The sequence below is a fragment of the Hafnia paralvei ATCC 29927 genome, from assembly GCF_001655005.1.
In the GTDB taxonomy this organism is placed as follows: Bacteria; Pseudomonadota; Gammaproteobacteria; order Enterobacterales; family Enterobacteriaceae; genus Hafnia; species Hafnia paralvei.
The window spans coordinates 212,834-234,566 of sequence record NZ_LXET01000007.1 but is presented as its reverse complement, the minus strand read 5'-3'; the positions used below and the strand labels follow the sequence as shown (position 1 = coordinate 234,566).

The 21,733-nt window shown below is 48.7% G+C and carries 15 protein-coding genes; 6 read left to right on the top strand and 9 right to left on the bottom strand.

Annotated elements, in window-relative coordinates:
• The first annotated feature begins 283 nt into the window (after nucleotides 1–283).
• The 5 genes from M988_RS02540 to M988_RS02520 all read left to right on the top strand — a co-directional run bounded on the left by M988_RS02540 (nucleotide 284) and on the right by M988_RS02520 (nucleotide 5,933).
• Complete coding sequence (locus M988_RS02540; RefSeq protein ID WP_064572736.1) at nucleotides 284–1,195, top strand: LysR substrate-binding domain-containing protein; 912 nt, start codon at nucleotides 284–286, stop codon at nucleotides 1,193–1,195.
• A 129-nt stretch (nucleotides 1,196–1,324) separates the two neighbouring features.
• The gene (locus M988_RS02535) at nucleotides 1,325–2,443 is read left to right on the top strand and encodes an adenosine deaminase family protein (RefSeq protein ID WP_064572734.1); all 1,119 of its coding nucleotides are present in this window, start codon (nucleotides 1,325–1,327) and stop codon (nucleotides 2,441–2,443) included.
• Between the two features lie 15 nt (nucleotides 2,444–2,458).
• Nucleotides 2,459–3,715, top strand: coding sequence for a C4-dicarboxylate transporter DcuC (gene dcuC / locus M988_RS02530; protein ID WP_004097369.1), 1,257 nt, complete (start codon nucleotides 2,459–2,461; stop codon nucleotides 3,713–3,715).
• A 525-nt stretch (nucleotides 3,716–4,240) separates the two neighbouring features.
• Entirely contained in the window at nucleotides 4,241–4,945 is a 705-nt protein-coding gene (locus tag M988_RS02525) for an MgtC/SapB family protein (RefSeq protein WP_004097365.1), read from the top strand.
• Nucleotides 4,946–5,045: 100 nt separating this feature from the next.
• Nucleotides 5,046–5,933, top strand: a complete 888-nt coding sequence (locus M988_RS02520) for a pirin family protein (RefSeq protein WP_061059526.1) — start codon at nucleotides 5,046–5,048, stop codon at nucleotides 5,931–5,933.
• Nucleotides 5,934–5,963: 30 nt separating this feature from the next.
• Here the strand turns inward: M988_RS02520 and M988_RS02515 are convergent, their stop codons facing one another.
• Nucleotides 5,964–7,523: a methyl-accepting chemotaxis protein gene (locus tag M988_RS02515; protein WP_064572733.1), complete on the bottom strand. Its 1,560-nt coding sequence runs from the start codon at nucleotides 7,521–7,523 to the stop codon at nucleotides 5,964–5,966.
• A 301-nt stretch (nucleotides 7,524–7,824) separates the two neighbouring features.
• On the opposite strand from M988_RS02515, the gene M988_RS02510 reads away from it, so the two are divergent.
• On the top strand, nucleotides 7,825–9,324 hold the full coding sequence (locus tag M988_RS02510) for an aldehyde dehydrogenase family protein (protein WP_064572731.1): 1,500 nt from the start codon (nucleotides 7,825–7,827) through the stop codon (nucleotides 9,322–9,324).
• Nucleotides 9,325–9,400: 76 nt separating this feature from the next.
• Here M988_RS02510 and tynA read toward each other — a convergent pair whose 3' ends face one another.
• The 8 genes from tynA to caiT all read right to left on the bottom strand — a co-directional run bounded on the left by tynA (nucleotide 9,401) and on the right by caiT (nucleotide 21,157).
• The gene (tynA, locus tag M988_RS02505) at nucleotides 9,401–11,668 is read right to left on the bottom strand and encodes a primary-amine oxidase (protein WP_423749965.1); all 2,268 of its coding nucleotides are present in this window, start codon (nucleotides 11,666–11,668) and stop codon (nucleotides 9,401–9,403) included.
• A 424-nt stretch (nucleotides 11,669–12,092) separates the two neighbouring features.
• A complete protein-coding gene (feaR, locus tag M988_RS02500) occupies nucleotides 12,093–13,004 on the bottom strand; it encodes a transcriptional regulator FeaR (RefSeq protein WP_061059523.1) in 912 nt (303 codons plus the stop codon).
• Nucleotides 13,005–13,143: 139 nt separating this feature from the next.
• Nucleotides 13,144–14,244: a DUF1615 domain-containing protein gene (locus M988_RS02495; RefSeq protein WP_008815274.1), complete on the bottom strand. Its 1,101-nt coding sequence runs from the start codon at nucleotides 14,242–14,244 to the stop codon at nucleotides 13,144–13,146.
• A 448-nt stretch (nucleotides 14,245–14,692) separates the two neighbouring features.
• A complete protein-coding gene (caiD, locus tag M988_RS02490; protein WP_008815275.1) occupies nucleotides 14,693–15,478 on the bottom strand; it encodes a crotonobetainyl-CoA hydratase in 786 nt (261 codons plus the stop codon).
• A gap of 14 nt (nucleotides 15,479–15,492) precedes the next feature.
• Nucleotides 15,493–17,079, bottom strand: coding sequence for a crotonobetaine/carnitine-CoA ligase (caiC, locus tag M988_RS02485; protein ID WP_064572727.1), 1,587 nt, complete (start codon nucleotides 17,077–17,079; stop codon nucleotides 15,493–15,495).
• A 28-nt stretch (nucleotides 17,080–17,107) separates the two neighbouring features.
• Nucleotides 17,108–18,313 (bottom strand): L-carnitine CoA-transferase, encoded by a 1,206-nt coding sequence (caiB, locus tag M988_RS02480; RefSeq protein ID WP_156518150.1) that lies wholly within the window; start codon nucleotides 18,311–18,313, stop codon nucleotides 17,108–17,110.
• A 126-nt stretch (nucleotides 18,314–18,439) separates the two neighbouring features.
• The gene (gene caiA / locus M988_RS02475) at nucleotides 18,440–19,582 is read right to left on the bottom strand and encodes a crotonobetainyl-CoA dehydrogenase (protein ID WP_008815278.1); all 1,143 of its coding nucleotides are present in this window, start codon (nucleotides 19,580–19,582) and stop codon (nucleotides 18,440–18,442) included.
• Between the two features lie 51 nt (nucleotides 19,583–19,633).
• Entirely contained in the window at nucleotides 19,634–21,157 is a 1,524-nt protein-coding gene (gene caiT / locus M988_RS02470) for an L-carnitine/gamma-butyrobetaine antiporter (protein WP_008815279.1), read from the bottom strand.
• Between the last annotated feature and the right edge of the window lie 576 nt (nucleotides 21,158–21,733).

Below are 21,733 nucleotides of genomic sequence, written 5' to 3'. Positions count from 1 at the left end.
TTATTCTCAGAAGTAATAGTAATAATTTAAGTGACTAAAATATTTAGGCACAAATAAGATGTTTTTATTCAATTGTTCTGTAGCCATTTCTAACCTAATTAATTCAAGTTGCAGGACAAAAAACGAGCCCCCTCTGAGTCACGTGGCAAAAGGATGACTAAAGTGAAAGCACATAGCCAATGCACGTGTCACTTTGCGTATGAGGGATATATGCTTGGGAAATGACAAATAGGTATACTGAAAAACTAGATAAACAGCACAACACACAAAGGGATACTCACTGATGGATACCGGCTGGTTAGAGGATTTTTTGGCGCTCGCAGAACTGCGTAATTTCTCACGAGCAGCCCAGCGGCGTAACATCACTCAGCCTGCTTTTGGCCGTCACATCCGTGCATTAGAAGAAAGCGTAGGCCAGAAACTGGTCGATCGCAGTTCAACGCCGGTAACGTTAACCCCTGCTGGCTATCAATTTCGCTTAATCGCTCACAGCATGGTAAACCAGCTACAAGAAGGCATTCAGAAAATGAATGGCCTTCCGTCTGAGATGATCAATCCTGTCCGTTTCTGTGCACCGCACTCGCTGTCATCGCCCTTCTTACTGGATTTAATCGAGCAAATCGATCACACCACGCCTTTTTCAGTCGATATTTTACGCGTAGATTTTGCCGTTGAATCCTTAATTGAAGGCGCTAGCGATTTTCTCTTGGCCTTCGACACCCACGCTCTACTCCAACCTCCGTTTACCAACTTGTTGTTAGGCAAAGGGGAGCTGTTGTTGGTTAGCGCCGCCGATAATCATGGGCAGCCACTATTTACCCCAGATGAAAATAACCACCAACCCATGCCCTACTTGCGCTATTCACCAGACTCCTACAGCGCGCGCATGGTGGAACGCTTGATGCCGCAGCAACCTTTTGCCTGTCAGCCCGTATTTGAATCTTCACTATGCGATCTGCACCGCCAAATGGCATTACGCGGCAAGGGGCTAGCGTGGCTACCGGACTGCCAGATTGAAGACGAACTCAAACAGGGAAAACTGATCGCCGTAGATCGCAAACGCTGGCATATTCCCTATCAAATCCGTCTCTACCGCAATCAGGCACAACTGCACCAGCGCGCCGAAGCCTTTTGGCAAAGCCTTTCACAGCGGATTGCTCTCGGCAAAACGTTTTGGGCACCTTTACACCACTAAACCTAGACGTAATACCACGCATCCTGAAATATGATGCCTAAATGTATCTGCCTGTGCCGGAATAGCATTTCCCCCTCAGTGGCGCTTTACTTATGATGGCGTTTTCTTTTTTGCCGATGAGCGCCTCTCATGACACCGTCTACGCAAACGATTACTTTGACTGAGTTCTTCACCACATTCCCTAAAGTGGATCTCCATTATCATTTGTTGGGCGGCGTGCGTTTAGCCACTATGCTGGATTTGGCGCAAAAATATGGCGTTCCTCTCACGGAAGCAGAAGCCAAAAGCTATTACCGCCGTTATCAACATGAAACCAGCGTCGTTAAAGGCGGCATCGCCGCACTTAACTTTTTATATCCTCTGCTACGCAGCGCCGAAGATTACTATCGAGTGACCTATGAAGTGGCCGAGGATGCCGCTGCAACCGGTATTCGCCATCTGGAGCTGTTCTGGAATCCCTCAGACACCGCACTGACCTACGCTGAAGTCACAGAAGCAATGAGCGCAGCCATGCAGAAAGCGGCTGAGCAATGGGACATTCGTGCGCTGTTTATCCCTTCCATTAACCGTGAAAAGTCGCCCGAAGAAGCCGTCGCCATGGTTGAGGCCGTGCTGCAATACCCTCATCCACTGGTCCCCGGAATAGGTATTGATTACAAAGAAAATGACGCGCCTATTGAGCACTTCTGGAAAGCCTATCGCAAAGCGAAACAAGGTGGACTGCGTTTGACGGGGCACTGTTCCGAGTTCGGCCTACACTGGCGTAACGTCGAAACCGGTTTGGATTTAATTCATCTGGAACGTATCGATCATGGTTACACCGTGCTGGATAATCCAGAGCTAACGGCTCGCTGCGTGCGCGAAAACGTGCCCTTTACCGTGGTGCCAAGCAATACCTACTACCTGAAAAAATGGCCTGATGCATCTCAATGGCGACAAAACCATCCGATTCGCCACATGGCGTTAGCGGGGATGAATATTATTCCCGCAACCGACGACTGGCATATGCATAACACCAACGGTGCCGAATGTTATCGCGTGATGGTGGAAGAGTTTGGCTTCGACCTCGACGGCGTTCGCCAGCTAATGCTAAACGGTATTGATGCCTGCTGGCAGCCAGAAAAGATTAAGCAGCAGTGGCGGCAAAGCTGGGCAGAAGAATTCGACACGCTGCGCAGCAAGCTAAACCAAGAACCGCACATCAATGCGGCACAACATATTTCCTATCATCGTCCACACACGGCATAGCATCGAGAAAATTCCATGTTGACCATAACTGCTGGCGTAATAATTCTGTTATTAACCATCGTGCTGCTGATTAAAAAGCAGGATACCCGCACCGTGCTGCTGTTTTCCGGCATGCTGATGTGCTTAATTTCTCTTGAACCCATGGCTGCAATGAATAGCTTTGCAGAAAAAATGGTCTCCGAAGGGTTAATTCAGGCCATCTTATCCGCCATCGGATTTGCAACCGTCATGAAGTTCACCGGTTGCGACCGCCACCTCGTTCGCCTGCTAAGCGCACCGTTAAAGCACGTCGGTCTTTTTCTTATTCCGGGCACCATTTTACTTACCACTTTCGTTCAGCTCGCGCTACCCAGCGCCGCCGGTGCAGCCGCCGCCGCGGGGATCACCATGATCCCTCTACAGCTGGCTGCGGGCATTCATCCAGTGATGGCCGCCGCATCCGTACTCGCAGGAACCTTCGGTGCCAGTCTGCTCAATCCTGGGAGCCCGCACATGGCGCTCGTGGCCAAGATCGTCGGCGGCGATGTGATGAATATCATCGGCGATCGCGTCATGACCGTTGTGTGGCTCGGATTGATTATCATGGTCGGTATGACCATCACCGCCATATTGCGCAAAGAGCACAAAGGATATCATTCACGCTTGGATGCTGAAGATCCGCAGGAAGGCCCAATCAACGTGCTGGCGGCGTTAATGCCTCTAGTACCTATCGCACTATTGATGCTGGGTGCGTTTGGCGGCGTAAGCTGGTTAAAAATGGGCGTTCCACAGGCTGTGATGTGGGGCGTATTAGCGACTCTAGCCGTGACGCGAACCCATCCTGGCAAAGTCGTTCCTGCCTTCTTTGACGGAATGGGTAAAGCCTACAGCGACGTGTTTGGCATTATTATCTGCGCCGGTGTTTTCGTTGCTGGACTCACTTCAGTTGGGCTCATCGACGCAGCCAAAAGTGCACTGATTGATTTCCCAGAAGCCGCTCGTTTTGGTGGCACTATCGGCCCATTCTTGATGGCCGTCGTGATCGGCTCCGGTGATGCAACAGCTTATGCGTTCAACGAAGCTATCACCCCGCACGCCGCTGAATTTGGCATGAACCCAACCAATCTTGGAACCGCTGCCGCATTTGCCAGCTATTTAGGGCGCACAGCTTCCCCGCTCTCCGCTGCGGCTATTGTGGTCGCTGGCATGGCTGGGGTGTCTCCTATTGAGCTCATTAAGCGCACTGCGCCGGTTATGTTGATTGGGTTAGTTTTACTCATTATTTTAATTTAATCGCACAGCGCTATTTTTAAATGGGCCGTATATTCACGGCCCATTTGCTTTATTGTTTAGTTGACGTTCAAGGTTAATAAATTAAAATCCACATAATATTAATTGAGTACCTATTTTTTCTTCTCAAACATAGGAAATAACATGGACAACGATAGACCGAGACGGCGTGTTCCTCTCAACTAATCGCATGATGTGATAATGTCCACCTCACATCCTGCATAGACAAAGGATGTGGTGTTATTTTTCTCTTAGAGTCTTCTCCGTAGAACATCACCGCAGCTTCATTGTTCAGGCTTACGCTTGCGTGCGTATCATGCCTCGTTGAATTAACACGCCTCAAAAAAACGTGTGGCCATTAATCAGATTTAATTCTGATGGGGCTCTACATCTTATTTTCTGCTTATTCGCAACGGCGATAGTGTTATTCATTCGCACCTGCTGCGAGTCGAGTTAAAACTCACTCCACCAGCAAAATAAAATTATTTCCGTTACTAACAAGCAGAGCTAAATTCTGAGGCTTTTAACATGAACTTCACTCTGCATTATGAAACATTCACTATTTTGCTGGTCGCTTTTTTATTAGGAGCCATTATTGGCTACGAGCGCCAGTATCGTCAGCGCACCGCGGGACTGCGTACCAATACGCTGGTTGCTACTAGCGCCGCCATTTTCGTGCATCTGGCAATGAGCATTGATGGCGCCGGTGGGGCCGTCCGCGTGATTTCCTACGTCGTCTCCGGCGTTGGTTTTCTGGGTGCCGGTACGATTATGAAAGAGGGGTTAAACATCCGCGGTCTTAATACCGCAGCAACCTTGTGGGGATCTGCCGCCGTCGGAGCCTGTGCAGGAGCGGGAATGATTGCCGATGCCTGCATGGCAACATTTTTTGTTGTGGCATCCAATACCCTGCTGCGCCCTATGGTCAATATGATCAACCGCCAGCCGCTTACCGATGAACACGGTGATGCAACCTATGAAATCTGCGTTATCGCCTTAGAAAACGATCAACGAGAAGCCCTCTCTCTGGTCAAGAAAACGCTAAAAGCCGAGAACTGCTTTATGTCACATTTGGACGTCGAGCCCTTCGGTGACGACGATGTCGAAATCACCGTTTCGCTGATCCCAGCCTCTGTTTCTGCCGACGATCTGGATAATCTGGTCAATGTGTTGCTGGATGAGCGTTTAATTAAACAGGCCTATTACAGCCGAATTGGCGGTAGCTCTAGCTAGATTATTTAATCAGATAACGCGCCACTGCAACTCGTCATCAAGTGGTATAGGATGAGATAGCTGTTACCCTATACCCTACTGATGATTTAAGAGGACGATTATGGATAGTAGTTTCAATTCTACGTCGCTTCAGCGCATCACGTCCCGCATCAAAGACGTGGGTGGAATCCCCGTATCACGAGCCATTCCAGTGAAAGAACGCCGCTTGATTGGCGCATGGTGCTTTCTCGATCACGCGGGTCCATCGGTGCTAAAAAATAGCACCGGCGGCTTTCGAGTCGCGCCACATCCTCACACCTGTTTGCAGACGTTCACTTGGATGCTGGAAGGTGAAGTACTGCATCGCGATAGCCTTGGCTACGAGCAAATCATTCGCCCCGGACAGGTCAATCTCATGACCGCAGGTCACGGCATCGCCCATACAGAAGAGTCAGTGCCAGGGTTCACTCGCCTGCACGCGGCTCAGCTATGGATTGCGTTACCCGAAGCGGTAAAAGATATGCCGCCGCGTTTTGACCATTATCCAACGTTACCCGTTTGGGACGCCGACGGTATCCGCCACACGCTGCTGGCCGGCGATTATGCGAGCTTTCATGCCCCTACGCTCTGTTTCTCTGAGCTGCTGGGCGTCGATCTTTATACTCCTGATGGTTCAAATACCCAGCTAAAACTCCAGCCTGATTTTGAGTACGGTCTGTTTGTATTGGAGGGCGAAATCAATATTGAAGGGGAACGTTTTGGTGAAAATGAACTGGCCTATATAGGCACGCAACATACGCGGCTAAATGTCACTCTTGCGCCTAAAACTCGCTTGCTATTCCTCGGAGGTGAACCATTGGGTGAGCAGGTATTAATGTGGTGGAATTTTGTTGGCCGTAGCAAAGAAGAATTACGTCAGTCAATTGCCGAATGGAATCAGGACACCGGACGTTTTGGCACCGTACAAGGCTTTGACGGCGAACGTACATTGTCACCTGAAATGCCGTAATGACCTCCCCTTTTAGGGGAGGTCGTCAACTTAGGTGCTGACCCTAAACGCCGCCATCGACATCATGAGCTGCTGCGACTGAGTCTCCAAAGAACGCGTGGCCGCAGCGGCCTCTTCTACCAATGCCGCATTTTGCTGAGCAACTTCATCCATCTGGGTGACAGCCAGATTTACCTGTTCGATCCCTCGGCTCTGTTCCTTAGAGGCACCAGAAATCTCTTTCATCAATCCGGTCACACGCATCACTTCACCAGAGATCTCATCCATGGTTTCACCAGCCTGATATGCCATTTTTGCACCTTCGCTGACGCGCGTTTGCGAGGTGGAAATGAGTGAGCGGATCTCTTTGGCCGCCTGACCACTGCGCTGTGCCAGATTGCGAACTTCACTGGCGACCACCGCAAAACCACGCCCCTGTTCGCCTGCGCGGGCAGCCTCAACCGCAGCATTCAACGCAAGAATATTCGTCTGAAAGGCAATGCCGTCGATGACTTCAAGAATATCGGCAATACGCCCCGAGCTCTCGGCGATCTCATCCATTTTTTCCATTACGTAACATACGGCTTCACTACCACGGTCTGCGGTGTCGGATACTTTACGTGCCAGCTGATGCGCCTGTTCTGCGTTATCCGCATTGAGCTTCACCGTTGCGGTAAGCTGTTCCATGCTAGCCGCGGTTTGTTCTAGCGATGCCGCTGACTCTTCCGTACGCTGCGACAAATTAAGATTACCCGCAGCCAATTCACGGCTACCTATATCAATTTGCTCGCTGGTCTCACGCACTTCACTCACAGACTTACGCAGCGACTGCTGCATGGTTTCAATCGCCTGTGTTAAACGGTTGAGCTCTTTGCTACTGGCTGGAAGCAAAGGCTGAGTTAAATCACCCGCCGCCACGACTTCTAGATGACCTATCGTCGCGTCCAAGGGTTTGAGCAGCATAAGGCGCAACACTAACCACGACGTCACCACCATCACCAGCGTGAGCAGTGCAACAACCAGAATCAGCAACCGCATCCGGCTTTCGCTAGTTTCTGAATCCTGCAGCCTTTGTTCCACTGCGCCCTGCGCATAAGTATTAAATTCGTTGATTGCGTGACTAAAACCGATACTCAGCGGCGTAAGCTTATTTTCCAATACTTCGTAATACTCATCGGTATATTGCTTATTCAGTGCCGCTAACATAGGTTCTATACCTTGCTTGATGTAGGACTGATAGGTGCTCAACACCCGTTGATCCAAATCGGTATTACGCTCAGTCTGCCTGCTGATCTCGGCGAAGCGCTGCATCTGCTGCTGCGAATCTTTTATATTCTGTACGATCTTACGGCTTAACGCCGCGCCTTCATCCAGCAATCCAATCTCTATCTTGCGCACGGCTAAGGACGCATTCGCACGAGCAATCAGCGTTTGTGTATTACTGCCATTCAAACTATTGAGCTCGGTGCCTTGTATCTGATTAAGCTCCACCAGCGCCGCACGATCTCTGTGGATCGTTATCAGTCCCAATGCGCTAACCACCAATAAAAGTAACGTAATCAACAACAACAAAACCAATAAACCCGTTCGCAACGAAATGTTCTTCAACACAGGGAGGATTCCTTGTCGGTAAGTCGTTCAATGATAAGAGTAGGGGTGGACGAATTATCGGCAATCAGTGGCAATACTTTAGGCAAGTGCGTGCCCTGCATGCGGTGAAGGAATGCGACGCTTTGATCGTGAAAGTTAAAATGGATTTATTGTTCTCGCTGTCATATCCCACCAAGCAAATGTCAGGCACAGCAAAAAGAGATGACTATCCTTGTTATAGACTCATGAGGTCATGACTGGGTTGTCGCTCAGCGATCAGACCCATCTCTCACCAAACTCCTTTTGACCGACGGGAGGGCTTATGCCCGATAATAAAGTAGCCATACTGGACAGCGTTTCGCGTTTCCTTGACCGTCAGCACGGACTCTATATCAATGGAAAGTGGCAAGAATCTACCGCCGATGAACGTTTAGCCATTTATAACCCTGCGGACGGAGCACAAATATCGTCCTCCGCCGATGCCAACGCTGAAGACGTCTCCCGCGCGGTCACCTCCGCTCATCAGGCCTTTCATTCTGGCGTTTGGGCTCAACGTTTACCCGCAGAGCGTGAACGTATTTTGCTGCGTTACGCCGATTTAGTCGAACAGCATGCCGAAGAGCTCGCCCAGCTCGAAACGCTGGAGCAAGGTAAATCCATCAATATTTCCCGCGCTTTTGAGGTCGGTTGTACTCTGAACTGGATGCGCTATACCGCAGGGCTAACAACTAAAATTACCGGTCAAACGATGGATGTCTCTATCCCTATGCCTGCCGGAGCGAAATACATGGCCTACACTCGCAAAGAGCCTATTGGCGTCGTTGCTGGTATTGTGCCGTGGAATTTTCCACTGATGATAGGTATCTGGAAAGTGATGCCTGCGCTGGCTGCAGGCTGCTCTATCGTGATTAAACCCTCTGAGACCACCCCGCTCACGCTGCTACGCATGGCTGAGCTAGCCAGCGAAGCCGGTATTCCTGATGGCGTATTTAATATCGTCACCGGCAAAGGTTCTGTATGCGGTAAAGCGTTGACGGAACACCCATTAGTCGCGAAGGTCAGTTTTACCGGCTCTACACCGGTTGGCAAAGGTATTGCCCGCGCCGCAGCCGATCGACTAACCCGCGTCACTCTAGAATTAGGCGGAAAAAACCCGGCTATCGTGCTGAAAGACGCGGATCAACAGCAGGTGATTGAGGGACTGATGGCGGGGAGCTTCCTCAATCAAGGACAGGTTTGCGCCGCCAGTTCTCGAATCTACATTGAAGAACCCATTTTCGACTCACTGGTTGCGGGTTTTGAACAAGCGGTAAAATCACTCTCCGTTGGCCCAGGAATGGATGCATTAACGCAGATCAATCCGCTAGTTTCACGTCAACATCGCGATAAGGTCGCCTCTTACCTGCAAGATGCCAAAGCCAAAAACGCCGAGCTAATCAGTGGCGCGGCTGGGCCAGACACACAAGGATTCTATATTCCACCGACGCTGGTGATTAATCCAGATGCTGCGCTAAATCTGGCGCGTGAAGAGGTTTTCGGCCCAGTAGTTAATCTTATTCGTGTCAAAAACGCCGAAGAGGCTCTGCATCAGGCCAACGACACCGACTACGGACTCACTGCCAGCCTATGGACCACCAGCCTGCAAACGGCCATGGCTTATACCCCGCGAATTCAGGCCGGTACTGTGTGGGTCAACAGCCATACTCTGATCGACGCAAACATGCCTTTTGGCGGCGTAAAACAGTCAGGAACCGGACGTGATTTTGGCACTGATTGGCTAGATGCCTATACCGAAACCAAAACGGTATGTGTTAGATATTGAGTTCTGCTGATACGTTTATCTTCGAAAGACAAAAAGGGGTTGCTAGATGCAACCCCTTAATTTTTGCGTTACTGACTTATTCCTTTTTTCCGCTCAAATCCAGCGTCGGAGTTTCGCTAAAGAAGTTCCACGGTTTCAGCAGAGCATGTACCCATTCGGTTGGCATAATGGGCCACTCTTCCGCACGGGCAACGTGCGTGGTACCCGTTGTGAGCCACACGACGTTATCGGTGTTTTCAATTGACTGATTATCAGAGGAATATTGCCCTAGCCCCGTGTCGTGAATAGAACGGTTCGGATACTTACCTTCCGGATAACGTTCATCCGCGTTGTAGCGCGTCACCCAAAGCTGTTTATCCATAAAGCTCAAACGATGGTAAATCCACTCATCTTTACCGAAGTTAGCGCCTTTAGCGATGGGATGAGTTCCTCCCGCATAAGGGATCAACTGGTAAGAAACAGGGTTTCCCATTTTGTTGGTTATGTTGGTATTGCTTAACAAACGGATGGTTGAAGGATCAAATTTCTGCGCCGCGTCTTTTTCGCTTTTCACATCGACCTGATCCACCTGCATGGTACTGGTACGCGGGCCGCTGCGATCGTTCGGTTTCACATCTGGATTGAGCTCAACCAAGCTGTTGTTCTCGCCATCAATGTCCATATCCAAGCGGAAGTTATAGATATGCTGATGCGTTGTGCCCACGATATTATGATCGATAAGCGTGCCATATTTGGTGTCATCTTTAGCGGTTGGATCCTGCATAGTGCGCGCTTTTACGCCCTTCACCGCTTCGATCCCCGTTGCCCCAGCATCAATGCCAATAGTGCCGTTCTGGTGGAATACCCAGTCAAAAATATAGTCGTAGTTACCCACCGTACTAATCCAACGTACCACCAGTTCACGGCGCTCAGCGCTGACGTTGGGTTGCCCCATCTCCTGATGCTTGTATTCTGGCCCCGCATAGCGTTCGAATATTGCCATTGCCCGCGGAATGGTCATCGGTTTACCGGTGTAATCAGCGATAGTTTGATCGATTAACACCGCGTTTGATGGCGCATCTTTGCCACGCGCAATCGGTGAGGTCAGAGTTCCCATACCATAATCGCCAGAGTCCAAATAGGCTTTGAAATACCAGCCAATATCCGGATCGCCATAAGGGACGATCATGCCTCCTAACGATCCCTCATACATGATCTTCCGTTTTTTACCCTGATCGTTGTAAGTCACGGTCGAAATGATCGGCCCAACGCGTGAATTCAAGCCAACGTGGAAATCCCAATTCTGCCAATGAATCGTGTTGCCGGTAATGGTGTAGTTTTTCCCTTCTGGCTCAACGATTTCTAGCGGCTTGATCTCTGGTGCTTTGCGATCGCGTCCATCAAACGGACGCGGCGCCATCGGCACGGGGATCACTGGCCCCTCTTCAATCTTAATGATCTTCTTCTGCTCAAGATCGACCACCGCGACCAGATTTTCAATCGGGTGAGCCCAGTAATTGCCATCGCCAACATCTAAATAGCTAACGACTTTCAACAAGCGCTGATCCTGCGTTAGGCCATCTTTGCCATCAAAATACCCCACGGTTAACGGCGTAGTGATCACCTTACTCGGGTCGTTAATCCCACGTTTTTTCAGCACTGCGGCAAAATCGGTGCTAGCGTTAATCACTGACTGAACGGTGGAGAAATCATCCAGCAGTACCATACCCTGCGCATCTTTTATGGGCGTCCACGACACCACTTTTTTATCTTTCAGATCGATAACGCTCTCCACCACGTGCTTACCATCCAACACGGTCACGTTCGCCTGACGCGGTTGCTCCACGGTTTTACCCGCTAACACAAACTGCCAAACTTCGTCTTTGGGTGGCTCGCGCAGTGAAATCTCAGTAAATCGGAAATTATCTCGATAGTTATCGGATGCTTTAATCACATCGACTGCAGTTTTAATTTCATTAGCGCTGAGAGGATTCAGTGGATGGGCGCGTTTTTCAATCGCGAAGGTTTGATCTAAACCAGACTGAAAAACCTCATTAATAAAGTCTTCCGACATATATGCCACTTTGTTGCGGAACACTATCGGCACCGCCAGTTTCAATGGTTTGCCGTTAACAATAGCTTCGTTGGTGTCTGGCTTGACCTTGATATAAGCACCGTCTTTGGAGAGGATAAACATACGTGCGTAGTCATCCCAATGTACGTCAGCACCAAATTCCTCTAATGTTTTTTCCATCGGAACCATATGGGCTGCGGCACCGTGAGCCTGTGCGGTCGTTTGCCAGCCAGCAGAGGTCAACACCCCTAATGCCAGCGCAATCGCAACCGGCAGTCGTTTCTTAGTCATCGTTTTTTTATGCAGTGCTGTTTTTGAAAACACGGTTTTGCGAAACATTATTTATTACCTCACCACTAGAAATTGGCATTCATGTCAGTGAATCAGTGCGCGGGATAATCTCGACCTGGTATAGCTGCATGCTTACGAAAGTCAGTTCCTCAATATCCCCGTCATACTTCTCGCTGTATTTCGTTGGCTGTACTCACACAGCTAATTCACCGATGTGTTGCCTCTGTACAACTCGAATTATCTTGGGGACAGGTTTTTGTTAGGGGCTTTAATATGTCTTATTGTTGGTCTGCCGCCACGCTCTGCTACGGTTTAATGAGTCAGTATCGGCTGACCCAGCTCAAACATAGCAATTCGTTGGAGGGATTAATTTGTTGTGTATGCCATCAGCTTTGCCACTGATGACAAACTCACAGAGATGAGACTAACGATACTGTTTGCGGTATTCGCCTGGCGTGACACCAAAGCGCATTTTGAAAGCGGTGGAGAAATGGCTGTGATCGGCAAAACCCCACGAATAGCCAATGTCCGACAATTTTTGTCTCACGGGCGCACTGCGTAACGCGTTAGCACACAGGTCTAGACGGCGATTTTTAATATACTGCGCCACCACCAGTCCTTTACGCGCAAACATGCGGTAGAGGCTACGCACCGAAACTCCCACCTCACTGGCAATCCACTCTGGGCGTAACGATTCGGACTGAATATGTTTATCAATAAAAGAGAGCGTGCGATGGAAAACTTTATCCTGCGGCGCATCATCATCACGGGCGATCAGCGCTGGACGCAATAGCGTAGCCACGGCATCTAAAACCGCTTCGCTCTCCTGCTGATCTAGCGTGCTATTACGCATACTTTCTTGCACCAACTGCTGGCTAAGCCGCACCATCGGCGCACCAGCCGCCAAGCGTTGTGCACAGCGGAGATCGGCAAACTGCAAATTACGTTCTAGGTAGCCGCGTGGCAGCAGTAGTGATATCTGGCTAGAGGTCTCACTGAAGGTAAAAGTGCTAGGTTTTGCAGCATCGATGAGCGTGATGTCTCCGGCGGAAAGTAGCGCTCGTTGCCCTTCCTGCTCCATTTCAGAATGGCCGCTGAGCTGAAATACCGTGTAAAAATAGGAGCCATCGCTCTGAGCGATTTCCTGCGGCGTGCGATACAGCTTGGTTTGCGCAATATCCACGACGCTCAGACGTAATGCTCCTGAGCGAAACTCTTGCACCGAGCCACTAAACCCTTCCCCCAACGTTTTTGCCGCAAAGCGTCCACAGGCCTGATTAATTTGGGCAAGCCAGACTTCGAAATCAGCGTCTTTAAGCTGGGAGGATGTGGTCATCGTCTTCTACCTCACACGAATAACGTGTTGCAATGCAGCGGAGGAAAGCACGTCCAGTAGCAGACGCCCGCCAACGATAACAAGTGATTAACACTTGAGCAACAAGAGACGTAGTAAGATGCGAAGCACCCCGCAATTATTAACGTGCTTTAGCCATGCACTTCTGCCAGCGGCCATCGACACGTTTAGCAAACCACGCCGTTGTCAGTTGGCGTGTTATTTTTGGGCTTTCAAGCGTAATCCCAGGCAATATTTCACGTGGCAGCTTTTTACCACCTGATTTTTCGGCTAACGCATACACCTGTTTATACAGCGACGTTTTTTCAAAATCGATGCTATCGCCTTTTTCTAGCGCTCGGCGAATAGTGGAATCACTCATATCAAGACGCTTGCCTAGCGAGCGCACAGCCAGTTCGGTAGAACCCGGTTTATCGGTGCCATAGTTAATTAAATCACCGTCCAACGCCAGTTTGATCCCTGTCAGTCGGCTAACAGCACGTTGAAACGCGGCATTACGGCTGGCATACCAGCCGGCATTAAAATCAGCAAAACGGTAAATTGGCTGAGGATAATTCGCCGGATAGCCAAGCAGATGCATCGTGCCAAAATACACACCACCGCGACGGCTAAAAACTTCACGGCGAATGGTTCCATCAACCTTGTATGGATAGCCTTTGGCGTGTGCTTCAGCAAACGCAATGCTGACCTGCATTGGCCCGCCAGTGCGTACTGGATTCAGGTTACCGAATAATTTTTGCCCCATCGGCACCATATTGATGAAATCATCAAAGATCGCACTCAACTCTTTTTCGCTACGCGCTTTATCCAAGCGTTCACTGTAGCTTTTGCCGTTAGGTGATTTAATCAGCAACGCGGTATGAACTAAAAAGTTGGGTATATGCATCTGATCTGCACGGCGATCGATCTCTTTCCACGCAATTTTACCTAACCCCGGTACCTGTGGATCGGCCTGAAACGTAGATTCTTGTTCAGTAACCGCAATCACCGCGCACAAGTTCTCAGGCGTTGGCGGAATATCCTGCGCGGTAAACGCGGCGGCAATATCCGTCGCCCACCCCTGACGATCGCGTACGTTGCTTGGGATCAAATCCACTAGCTGGGCTTTCACCTGCGCCGGACGCGGCGTTGGCGTCTGAGTCGTTTTTGTTGAACACCCAGCCAATACTAACAAAGTCAGTAAACCCAGCGGCCGTAATCCTAAAGCACGAAAATTTGCCATTTTTATCGAATAATCAGAGTGATTGAGATAAGGAACGGTAACGCAGATAGAAAGACGGGTCTAGGTTTTGCTGGTGCAGGCGCTTAATCTCAGTCGTCGTAAATTCGGTGGTTATAAATATAGAAACAAGCAGCAATCATTGATACCGTAAAAAATCTGCGAGCGATAGGTACTCACCGAGTCATTGTGGCGGTAATCCATTTGATTACCGCCACAATAATAAACACCAACAAATTATTTCTCACACGACGTTACGCATGAATCCACATTCTTCTTACACCTTGGACACCAAGTCTGGCACTGATTCAACATGCTATACAGCTGCCCGCGGATACACTGTCGACACCCCGGACAAGTGACATAACGTGAACCGAGCAGGCTTTGCATCCCCGCTTTGCGCGTCATTCCACCCTCTTTATTTTGGCTGTCCGGCTTTAATGTCATTAACCTAGCGTCCTTTCCATACAGGATCACGTTTTTCAGCAAACGCCTGCGGCCCTTCTAAAGCATCTTCAGAGTGCAGCACCGATGGATAATGTTTTAATTTGCCGCTGCGTGCGTGACGATAACCCTCTTCCACAGACAGCTCACTGGTTTCACGATAGATTTCTTTAATCGCGGCGACGGCCAGTGGCGCATTAGCCGCGATCTGCTCCGCTAATTCGCGAGCTTTTTCCATCAATTGCTCACTTTCAACCACCGCATTAACGACGCCCCAGCGCAGTGCTTCATCAGCATCCATGCTGCGTCCTGTCATCATCATTTCCATCGCTATCGCCGGCGGCAACAGCTTAGGCAAACGCAGCATTCCACCACTATCAGGAACAATGCCCAGTTTAGCCTCTGGCACTGAGAAGCTGGCGTGCTGCGCGCAAACAATCATGTCTGCCGCTAACGCCAGCTCAAATCCGCCACCAAAGGCATAGCCATTGACGGCGGCAATCACTGGCTTATCCAAGTTAAACAGTTCGGTAAGGCCAGCAAACCCGCCCGGACCAAAATCAGCGTCTGGTGCCTCGCCTTCTGCCGCCGCGTTAAGATCCCATCCCGCAGAGAAAAAGCGTTCGCCCGCGCCGGTAATAATCGCGACACGCAGCTCTGGATCATCACGAAAAGCAATGAAAGCCTCACCCATCGCAAAACTGGTTTTTGCATCAATGGCATTGGCTTTCGGTCTGTCTAACGTAATTTCTAAAATATAGCCATTACGCTTGATATGTAATGATTCACTCATACTAATACCTCTTATTAAGAAGAAACTTCAACCAGACTTTTTTTAATCACTTTTCCCGAGCAGCTTCTTGGTAAACTTTCCCTTATTTCAAAAAAAGAAGGGACTTTAAATTTCGCCATATTGTTTCCACAAAAAGTAAAGAACTCTTTCTCTGTCATAAATTCGCCATCATTCAAGACCACCACCGCTTTTATCGCTTCATCACGAATAGAGTCTTTTAAACCGATAACCGCAACGTCCATAATTTTTGGATGAGTAGAAATAATATTTTCCAATTCAACGCAGGAAATATTTTCTCCACTGCGTTTAATCATGTTGCAGCTGCGCTCGACAAAATAAAAGAAGCCTTCTTCGTCAACATAGCCATAATCACCGGTGCGTAACCATCCTTCTGCGGTAAGCGCTTTGGTACTTTCCTGCGGTAGTTTGTAATACTCTTTAAATAGCGTTTTGCCCGGAATACCTTTGACCCACATTTCACCGACTTTCCCCGTCGGCATTTCCAGCCCCTGCGCGTCCCTAATTTGAGCTTCATATCCCATGCCAACTCGACCAATAGAAGGCCAGCGTCGTTTATCACCAGGACGATCGCCAATGACGCCGACGATCGTTTCTGTCATGCCGTAAGACGAGAGTAATCGCACACCAAATCGCTGAATAAACGCCTCTTTTTCCTGTTCAGAGAGATTAAGGTAGAACAGCACTTCGCGCAGATTATGTTGTCGCTCCCACGGCATTATTGGCTGCATCATCAGGGTTTTCATCATCAACGGAATGCATTCGGTGACGGTAGCTCGGTATTGACATACCTGCCCCCAAAAAGCACGCGCACTGTATTTCTCTAACAGAACAAAAGTCGCCCCCACCGTAAACGTCGGCATCGCGGCAGTACACTGGCAATCAATATGAAAAGCAGGCATTGGCGTTAAATAAATATCATCGCTTCTTAATGCGCACTGCCACGCCGTGTAATAGCCAGCAAACAGCAAATTATGGTGGGTGATCACGACGCCTTTCGGGCTGGAGGTGGTGCCTGAAGTAAAGAGAATCTCCGCCGTATCCTCACTATTAATCTCAACCGAGGAGAGCAAGGTATTCGGCTGGCATTTTTTCATCTGCTGAAAATAGAGAACGTCGCTAGCCAATAACGCTTCAGCGCTGTTATCTATCAACATAATTTGGCGTAGAGAAGATGAACCCTGCTGCTTTAAATCAGCGTAAATAGAATAAAACTCAGCGGAAGTCACTACGAGCGTGGCTTCACACTGATTAATAATATAGGCGCTTTCATCACGTAGTAAGTTGGCATTGATAGGCACCACGATGGCACCTATTTTCGCTAAGCCGAACCAACAAAAAATAAATTCAGCACAGTTATTAAGATGCAAAGCGACTTTATTGCCTTTGGTTATACCTAGAGAATAAAATAGATTAGCCGTACGGTTAATTTCATTATTCAGTTCGGTATAACTGTACTGGGATGCTTCTCTTTGTTGATGCTCAGTAGCAAGCCGTTCAACAATTAGAGCCGTTTTATTACCGTATAACTCCGCTAAATCATCCCAGGCCTGCCGCAAATTTCGTTTGCCTATCATGTCCATCACATATCTACCCAAATAATTGCAGTGGCTAGTCGGCTTTAGCCAACCCTTTAGCCACCAGTGCTTCAATGTCGGCTTCAGAGTAGCCAATACTTGCAAGAATGGTCGCTGTATCCATACCGTGGGTTGGCATGCCGCGCCAAATTTGCCCCGGATTATTTTTAAATTTCGGCATGACATTCGGCCCTTTATAGGTGCGGCCGTCGATGGTATCCCACGTCGTGATGGATTCACGGGCAATATATTGCGGGTTACTCTCTAATTCTGGAATAGTGAGTACTTTGGCAGAAGCAATGTTGAGTTCAGCAAAGCGAGCCAGCGCTTCTTCGTATGGTTTACCAGCCAGATATTCATCCAATTTATCTTCGACTAACTCACCAAACGGACATTCAACACGGTGAATTAACTGGGTGCCTTCTGGGATCTCTGGCGTATCCAGCAGATTGGCAATCCCCATATCTTTAAACATTTCTTGAATTTGGTTCACGCCAACCAGTTCCATGACGATATAACCATCTTGGCATTTATACAGACCACAGCCCGCGTAGTAAGGATCTTTGCCTTTCGTCATGCGAGGGCAAACTTCACCACCGTTGAAGTAGTCCATCATGAAGTACTGCCCCATACGTAACATCACTTCATACATCGCCACGTCAATACTTTCACCAATGCCTGTCTTTTGCATTTTGTACAACGCAGCTAATGCAGAAGTGGTTACCGTTAGGCCAGAGAAATAATCTGCGGTATACGGAAATGCGGGCATAGGCTGATCTTTATCGCCGTTTTGGATCAGGTATCCGCTGAATGCTTGAGCAATCGTGTTATAGGCCGCTAAATTGGTATATTCCGGCGTACCGTACTGACCAAAACCGGAGAGATGCGCGATGATAAGCTTAGGATTATGTTCCCAAAGAATGTCATCCGTGATGCCACGCCGAGCGAAAGCAGGACCTTTGCTGGCTTCAATGAAAATATCAGTGGTTTCCATCAATTTCAGAAACGCTTCACGCCCTTCGTCTTTGAAAATATTCAGCGATAATGCGTGCAAATTACGGCGAGAAAGCTGCGGGTAATTCGGTTGAACACGGATCGTATCGCCGTAGGCGACGTTTTCAATCCAGAGAACTTCAGCGCCCCATTCCGCAAACATCTGCCCAGCAAAAGGCCCCGCAATTTCAATTCCGGAAAAGACCACGCGTAAACCAGACAACGGACCAAACGTAGGCATTGACATAAAATACTCCTTCACCATGAGAGAGGGTGTAGCCACGACGACACCGCCTTTTAACCTGAGATATCTGGGCATAGCGCACCGCGAAGCGGTACGCTCTCCCTAATATCAGACTGACTCTGCCGACTATTACCGATACTGCTTCAGCACCGCACGGCCCAGCGTTAGGATCTGCATTTCATCCGACCCTCCAGAAACACGATCCACACGAAGATCGCGCCAGAACCGTGTAATGCGATGATCGCCCGCGATCCCTACCCCACCGAGCACTTGCATCGCAGAATCCACCACTTCAAACGCAGCATTGGCGCAGAAGTATTTGCACATCGCCGCATCGCCGGAGGTCATCAAACCGTTATCACTTTTCCACGCTGCTTCAAACAGCATGTTTTTCATCGAGTTAAGTTTGATTGCCATATGAGCAAACTTTTCCTGAATCAGTTGGAAACGCCCGATAGCCTCACCAAACTGAACACGCTGGTTGGCATAGCGCGCTGCATCTTCAAAAGCACAGAACGCGGTGCCGTAGTTGGTCAGAGCAACAATGAAACGCTCATGATCAAACTCTTCTTTCACACGATTAAAGCCGTTGCCTTCACGGCCAAACATGTCTTTCTCTTCCAACTCGACATTGTCAAACAGGATCTCGCAGCAGCTGTCCATGCGCAGACCCAGCTTTTCCAACTTATTCACCTTCACGCCCGGCTTGCTCATATCCACAAACCATTCGGAAAAAACAGGCTTATCTGGTGACGCCGCATCGCGTGCCATCACTACGATATAAGGCGTGTAGGCACTGCTGGTGATAAAACACTTACTACCGTTGAGATACACTTTGCCGTTTTTACGGGTGTAGGAAGTTTGCATGCTGCCCACGTCAGAACCGGCTCCTGGCTCAGTGATCGCCGAGTTCCACATCTGCTTGCCGGTGCCACGGAAAGCCATAATCTTATCGATTTGCTCCTGTGTGCCTTCACGCAGCACCGTATTAAAACCACCCGGCAGTTGATATAACACATAGGTTGGTGCACCTAAGCGACCCAGCTCTGCCCATACCGCAGCCAATGTGACAAAGCCCGCATCCAAACCGCCATGCTCTTCAGGCAGCAGCAGACTATCGATCCCCATATCTGCCAATTCCTTCACGAAGCGCTCTGGATATTGGCTGTTACGATCGCACTCGGCAAAATAAGCCTCCCAGTTTTCTTGCGCCATCAGGTCGCGAATACCGGAAACGAATAACTCTTGTTCATCAGATAATGCAAAATTCATAAAGCAGGCCTCTTGGCGGTTAAGATTAAAAACGCTTCAATGTAATCGTGGTTAGTATTTCCAATGTGTAGCCTTGGCATCTTTCAAGAAAGATATAGTTATCAATATGTTGACAAAGAAAAGAGGACATCCACCGGCGATGATCGCGGTCTGAATCGGCTTAAGACCACCAAGCGCCAGTAAAATGATCCCGATGATCCCCACCAACACAGACCAACCCACACGTACCCAAATCGGCGGTTCGTCATAGCCGTTAGCCCCGCGGCAGGTAGACATCGCTAAGGTGTAAGAACAAGCATTGATGAGAGTGACGGTCGCAAGGAAGCACAGAATGAAAAACGCCCACATCGTCAGAGTGCTAAACGGTAACAGGGCCCAAGAATCGATAATGGCGCGCGCGACACCATGTTGTTCAATAATCTGAGGAATATTGATTTTGCCATTGTTGATCAGTGAGAGCGTGTTACTGCCCAGAATGGTCCACAGCAGCCAAGTCGAAGCGGTTAGGCCACCGACCATCCCCAAGCAAAGCTGACGAACGGTGCGTCCTTTGGAAATACGTGCCAGGAAAATACACATCTGGATGCCATAGACAATCCACCACGCCCAGTAGAACACGGTCCATGCCTGAGGGAATCCGCTCTTACCCACGGCATCGGTGTAGAACAACATACGGGTGAAGTTGTTCAGTAGCACGCCTACGGAATCGGTAAAATAGTTGATGGTGAAGCTGCTGGCGCCAATGATGAATACCCAAGCCAGTAAAATTAGGCTCAGATAGTTACGAACGTCGCTGGCAACCTTAACCCCACGCTGTAGGCCGAAAGCTACGCATACCGCGTTAAAAATGACCCAGCAGGAAATAATTAGCGCGTCCAGTTGCAAGGTGTGCGGAACGCCAAACAGATATTGAATACACTCGGTCACCAACGGCGTCGCTAAACCAAGGCTGGTGCCCATGGCCAAAATCAGCGCCACCAGATAGAGGTTATCGATAACCGTACCGATAATACCGTTGCAGCGTTTCTCACCAAACAGCGGAACGAGCGTACCGCTCGGGCGAACTACGTCGATTTTTTTTACAAACAGGAAATAACCAAAAGCGACGGCCAAGAAGCTGTAGGTTGCCCAAGGTAGAGGACCCCAGTGGAATAAGCTGTAGGCCAATCCTAAATCTTTTGCCGGGTTAGAGAACGGTGTCAGCCCAAACGGAGGTGAGGAAACGTAGTAGTAAATCTCGATAGATCCCCAGAACAGCACCGCCGCAGAGGTACAGGAGGCGAACATCATGAAGATCCAACTAACCGTACTAAATTCTGGCGCTTCTTCTCCCAAACGACGTTGGGCAAAAGGTCCAAAAATCAGCCAGAACCAGCCGATAAACATGACAACCATATACCACTCAAACGCCCATCCCCACTCAGTGGTGATGTAATTAAATACCGAGTTAATAACGATATTTGATGCGTTTAAATCGCGCATAGTTAAATAACAAAGCAATGCGACAATAATCAATGACGGGAAAAAAACCTTGGGTTCAATCCCTATTTTCCGTTTGCTCTTTTCTGTGCTCATTTACATTTTCCTTTATGGAAAGAAGCCCCTAATGGAAAGTACACACTTTCCATAACAACTTGGTATGCAATATCCAGAATAAAAATCAGCAGACTGCCCATGACATGACAAAAAACTGACACTCGTTTGCAGGCAAACTTAAAGTCATTATTTAAATAATGATGACGAGTTATTTCACTATTTCCATAAAAATGCCTGAATGTAGATAAATCGCGCTACTTAACGTTGAGATATAATGAGATTTGGCAAGTGATTAATCCGTGATCTTAATCAAACAATTTTCTGACTCAAAATTGAACACAACTTCCTATCTCACAAACAATCAAATTAAACTTAAAATTATCAATTAGTTAAACAAAAACATAAAAATAAACTCATAGAAAACCCCGGCCAAGACGTTCAATATTGGTGATCTAGGTATTATTTTGGTCTGGTGAATCATGGTATTTCTATTATCGTGATAGCGACTCATGGAAACAAATAACTAAACCATGTCGTTAATTTAAACTTAAGCAAGTGACTTTCTTTTATTAAATAGTCACCTTGCCATTATTTTTATTCCTACAATGTAGGCTT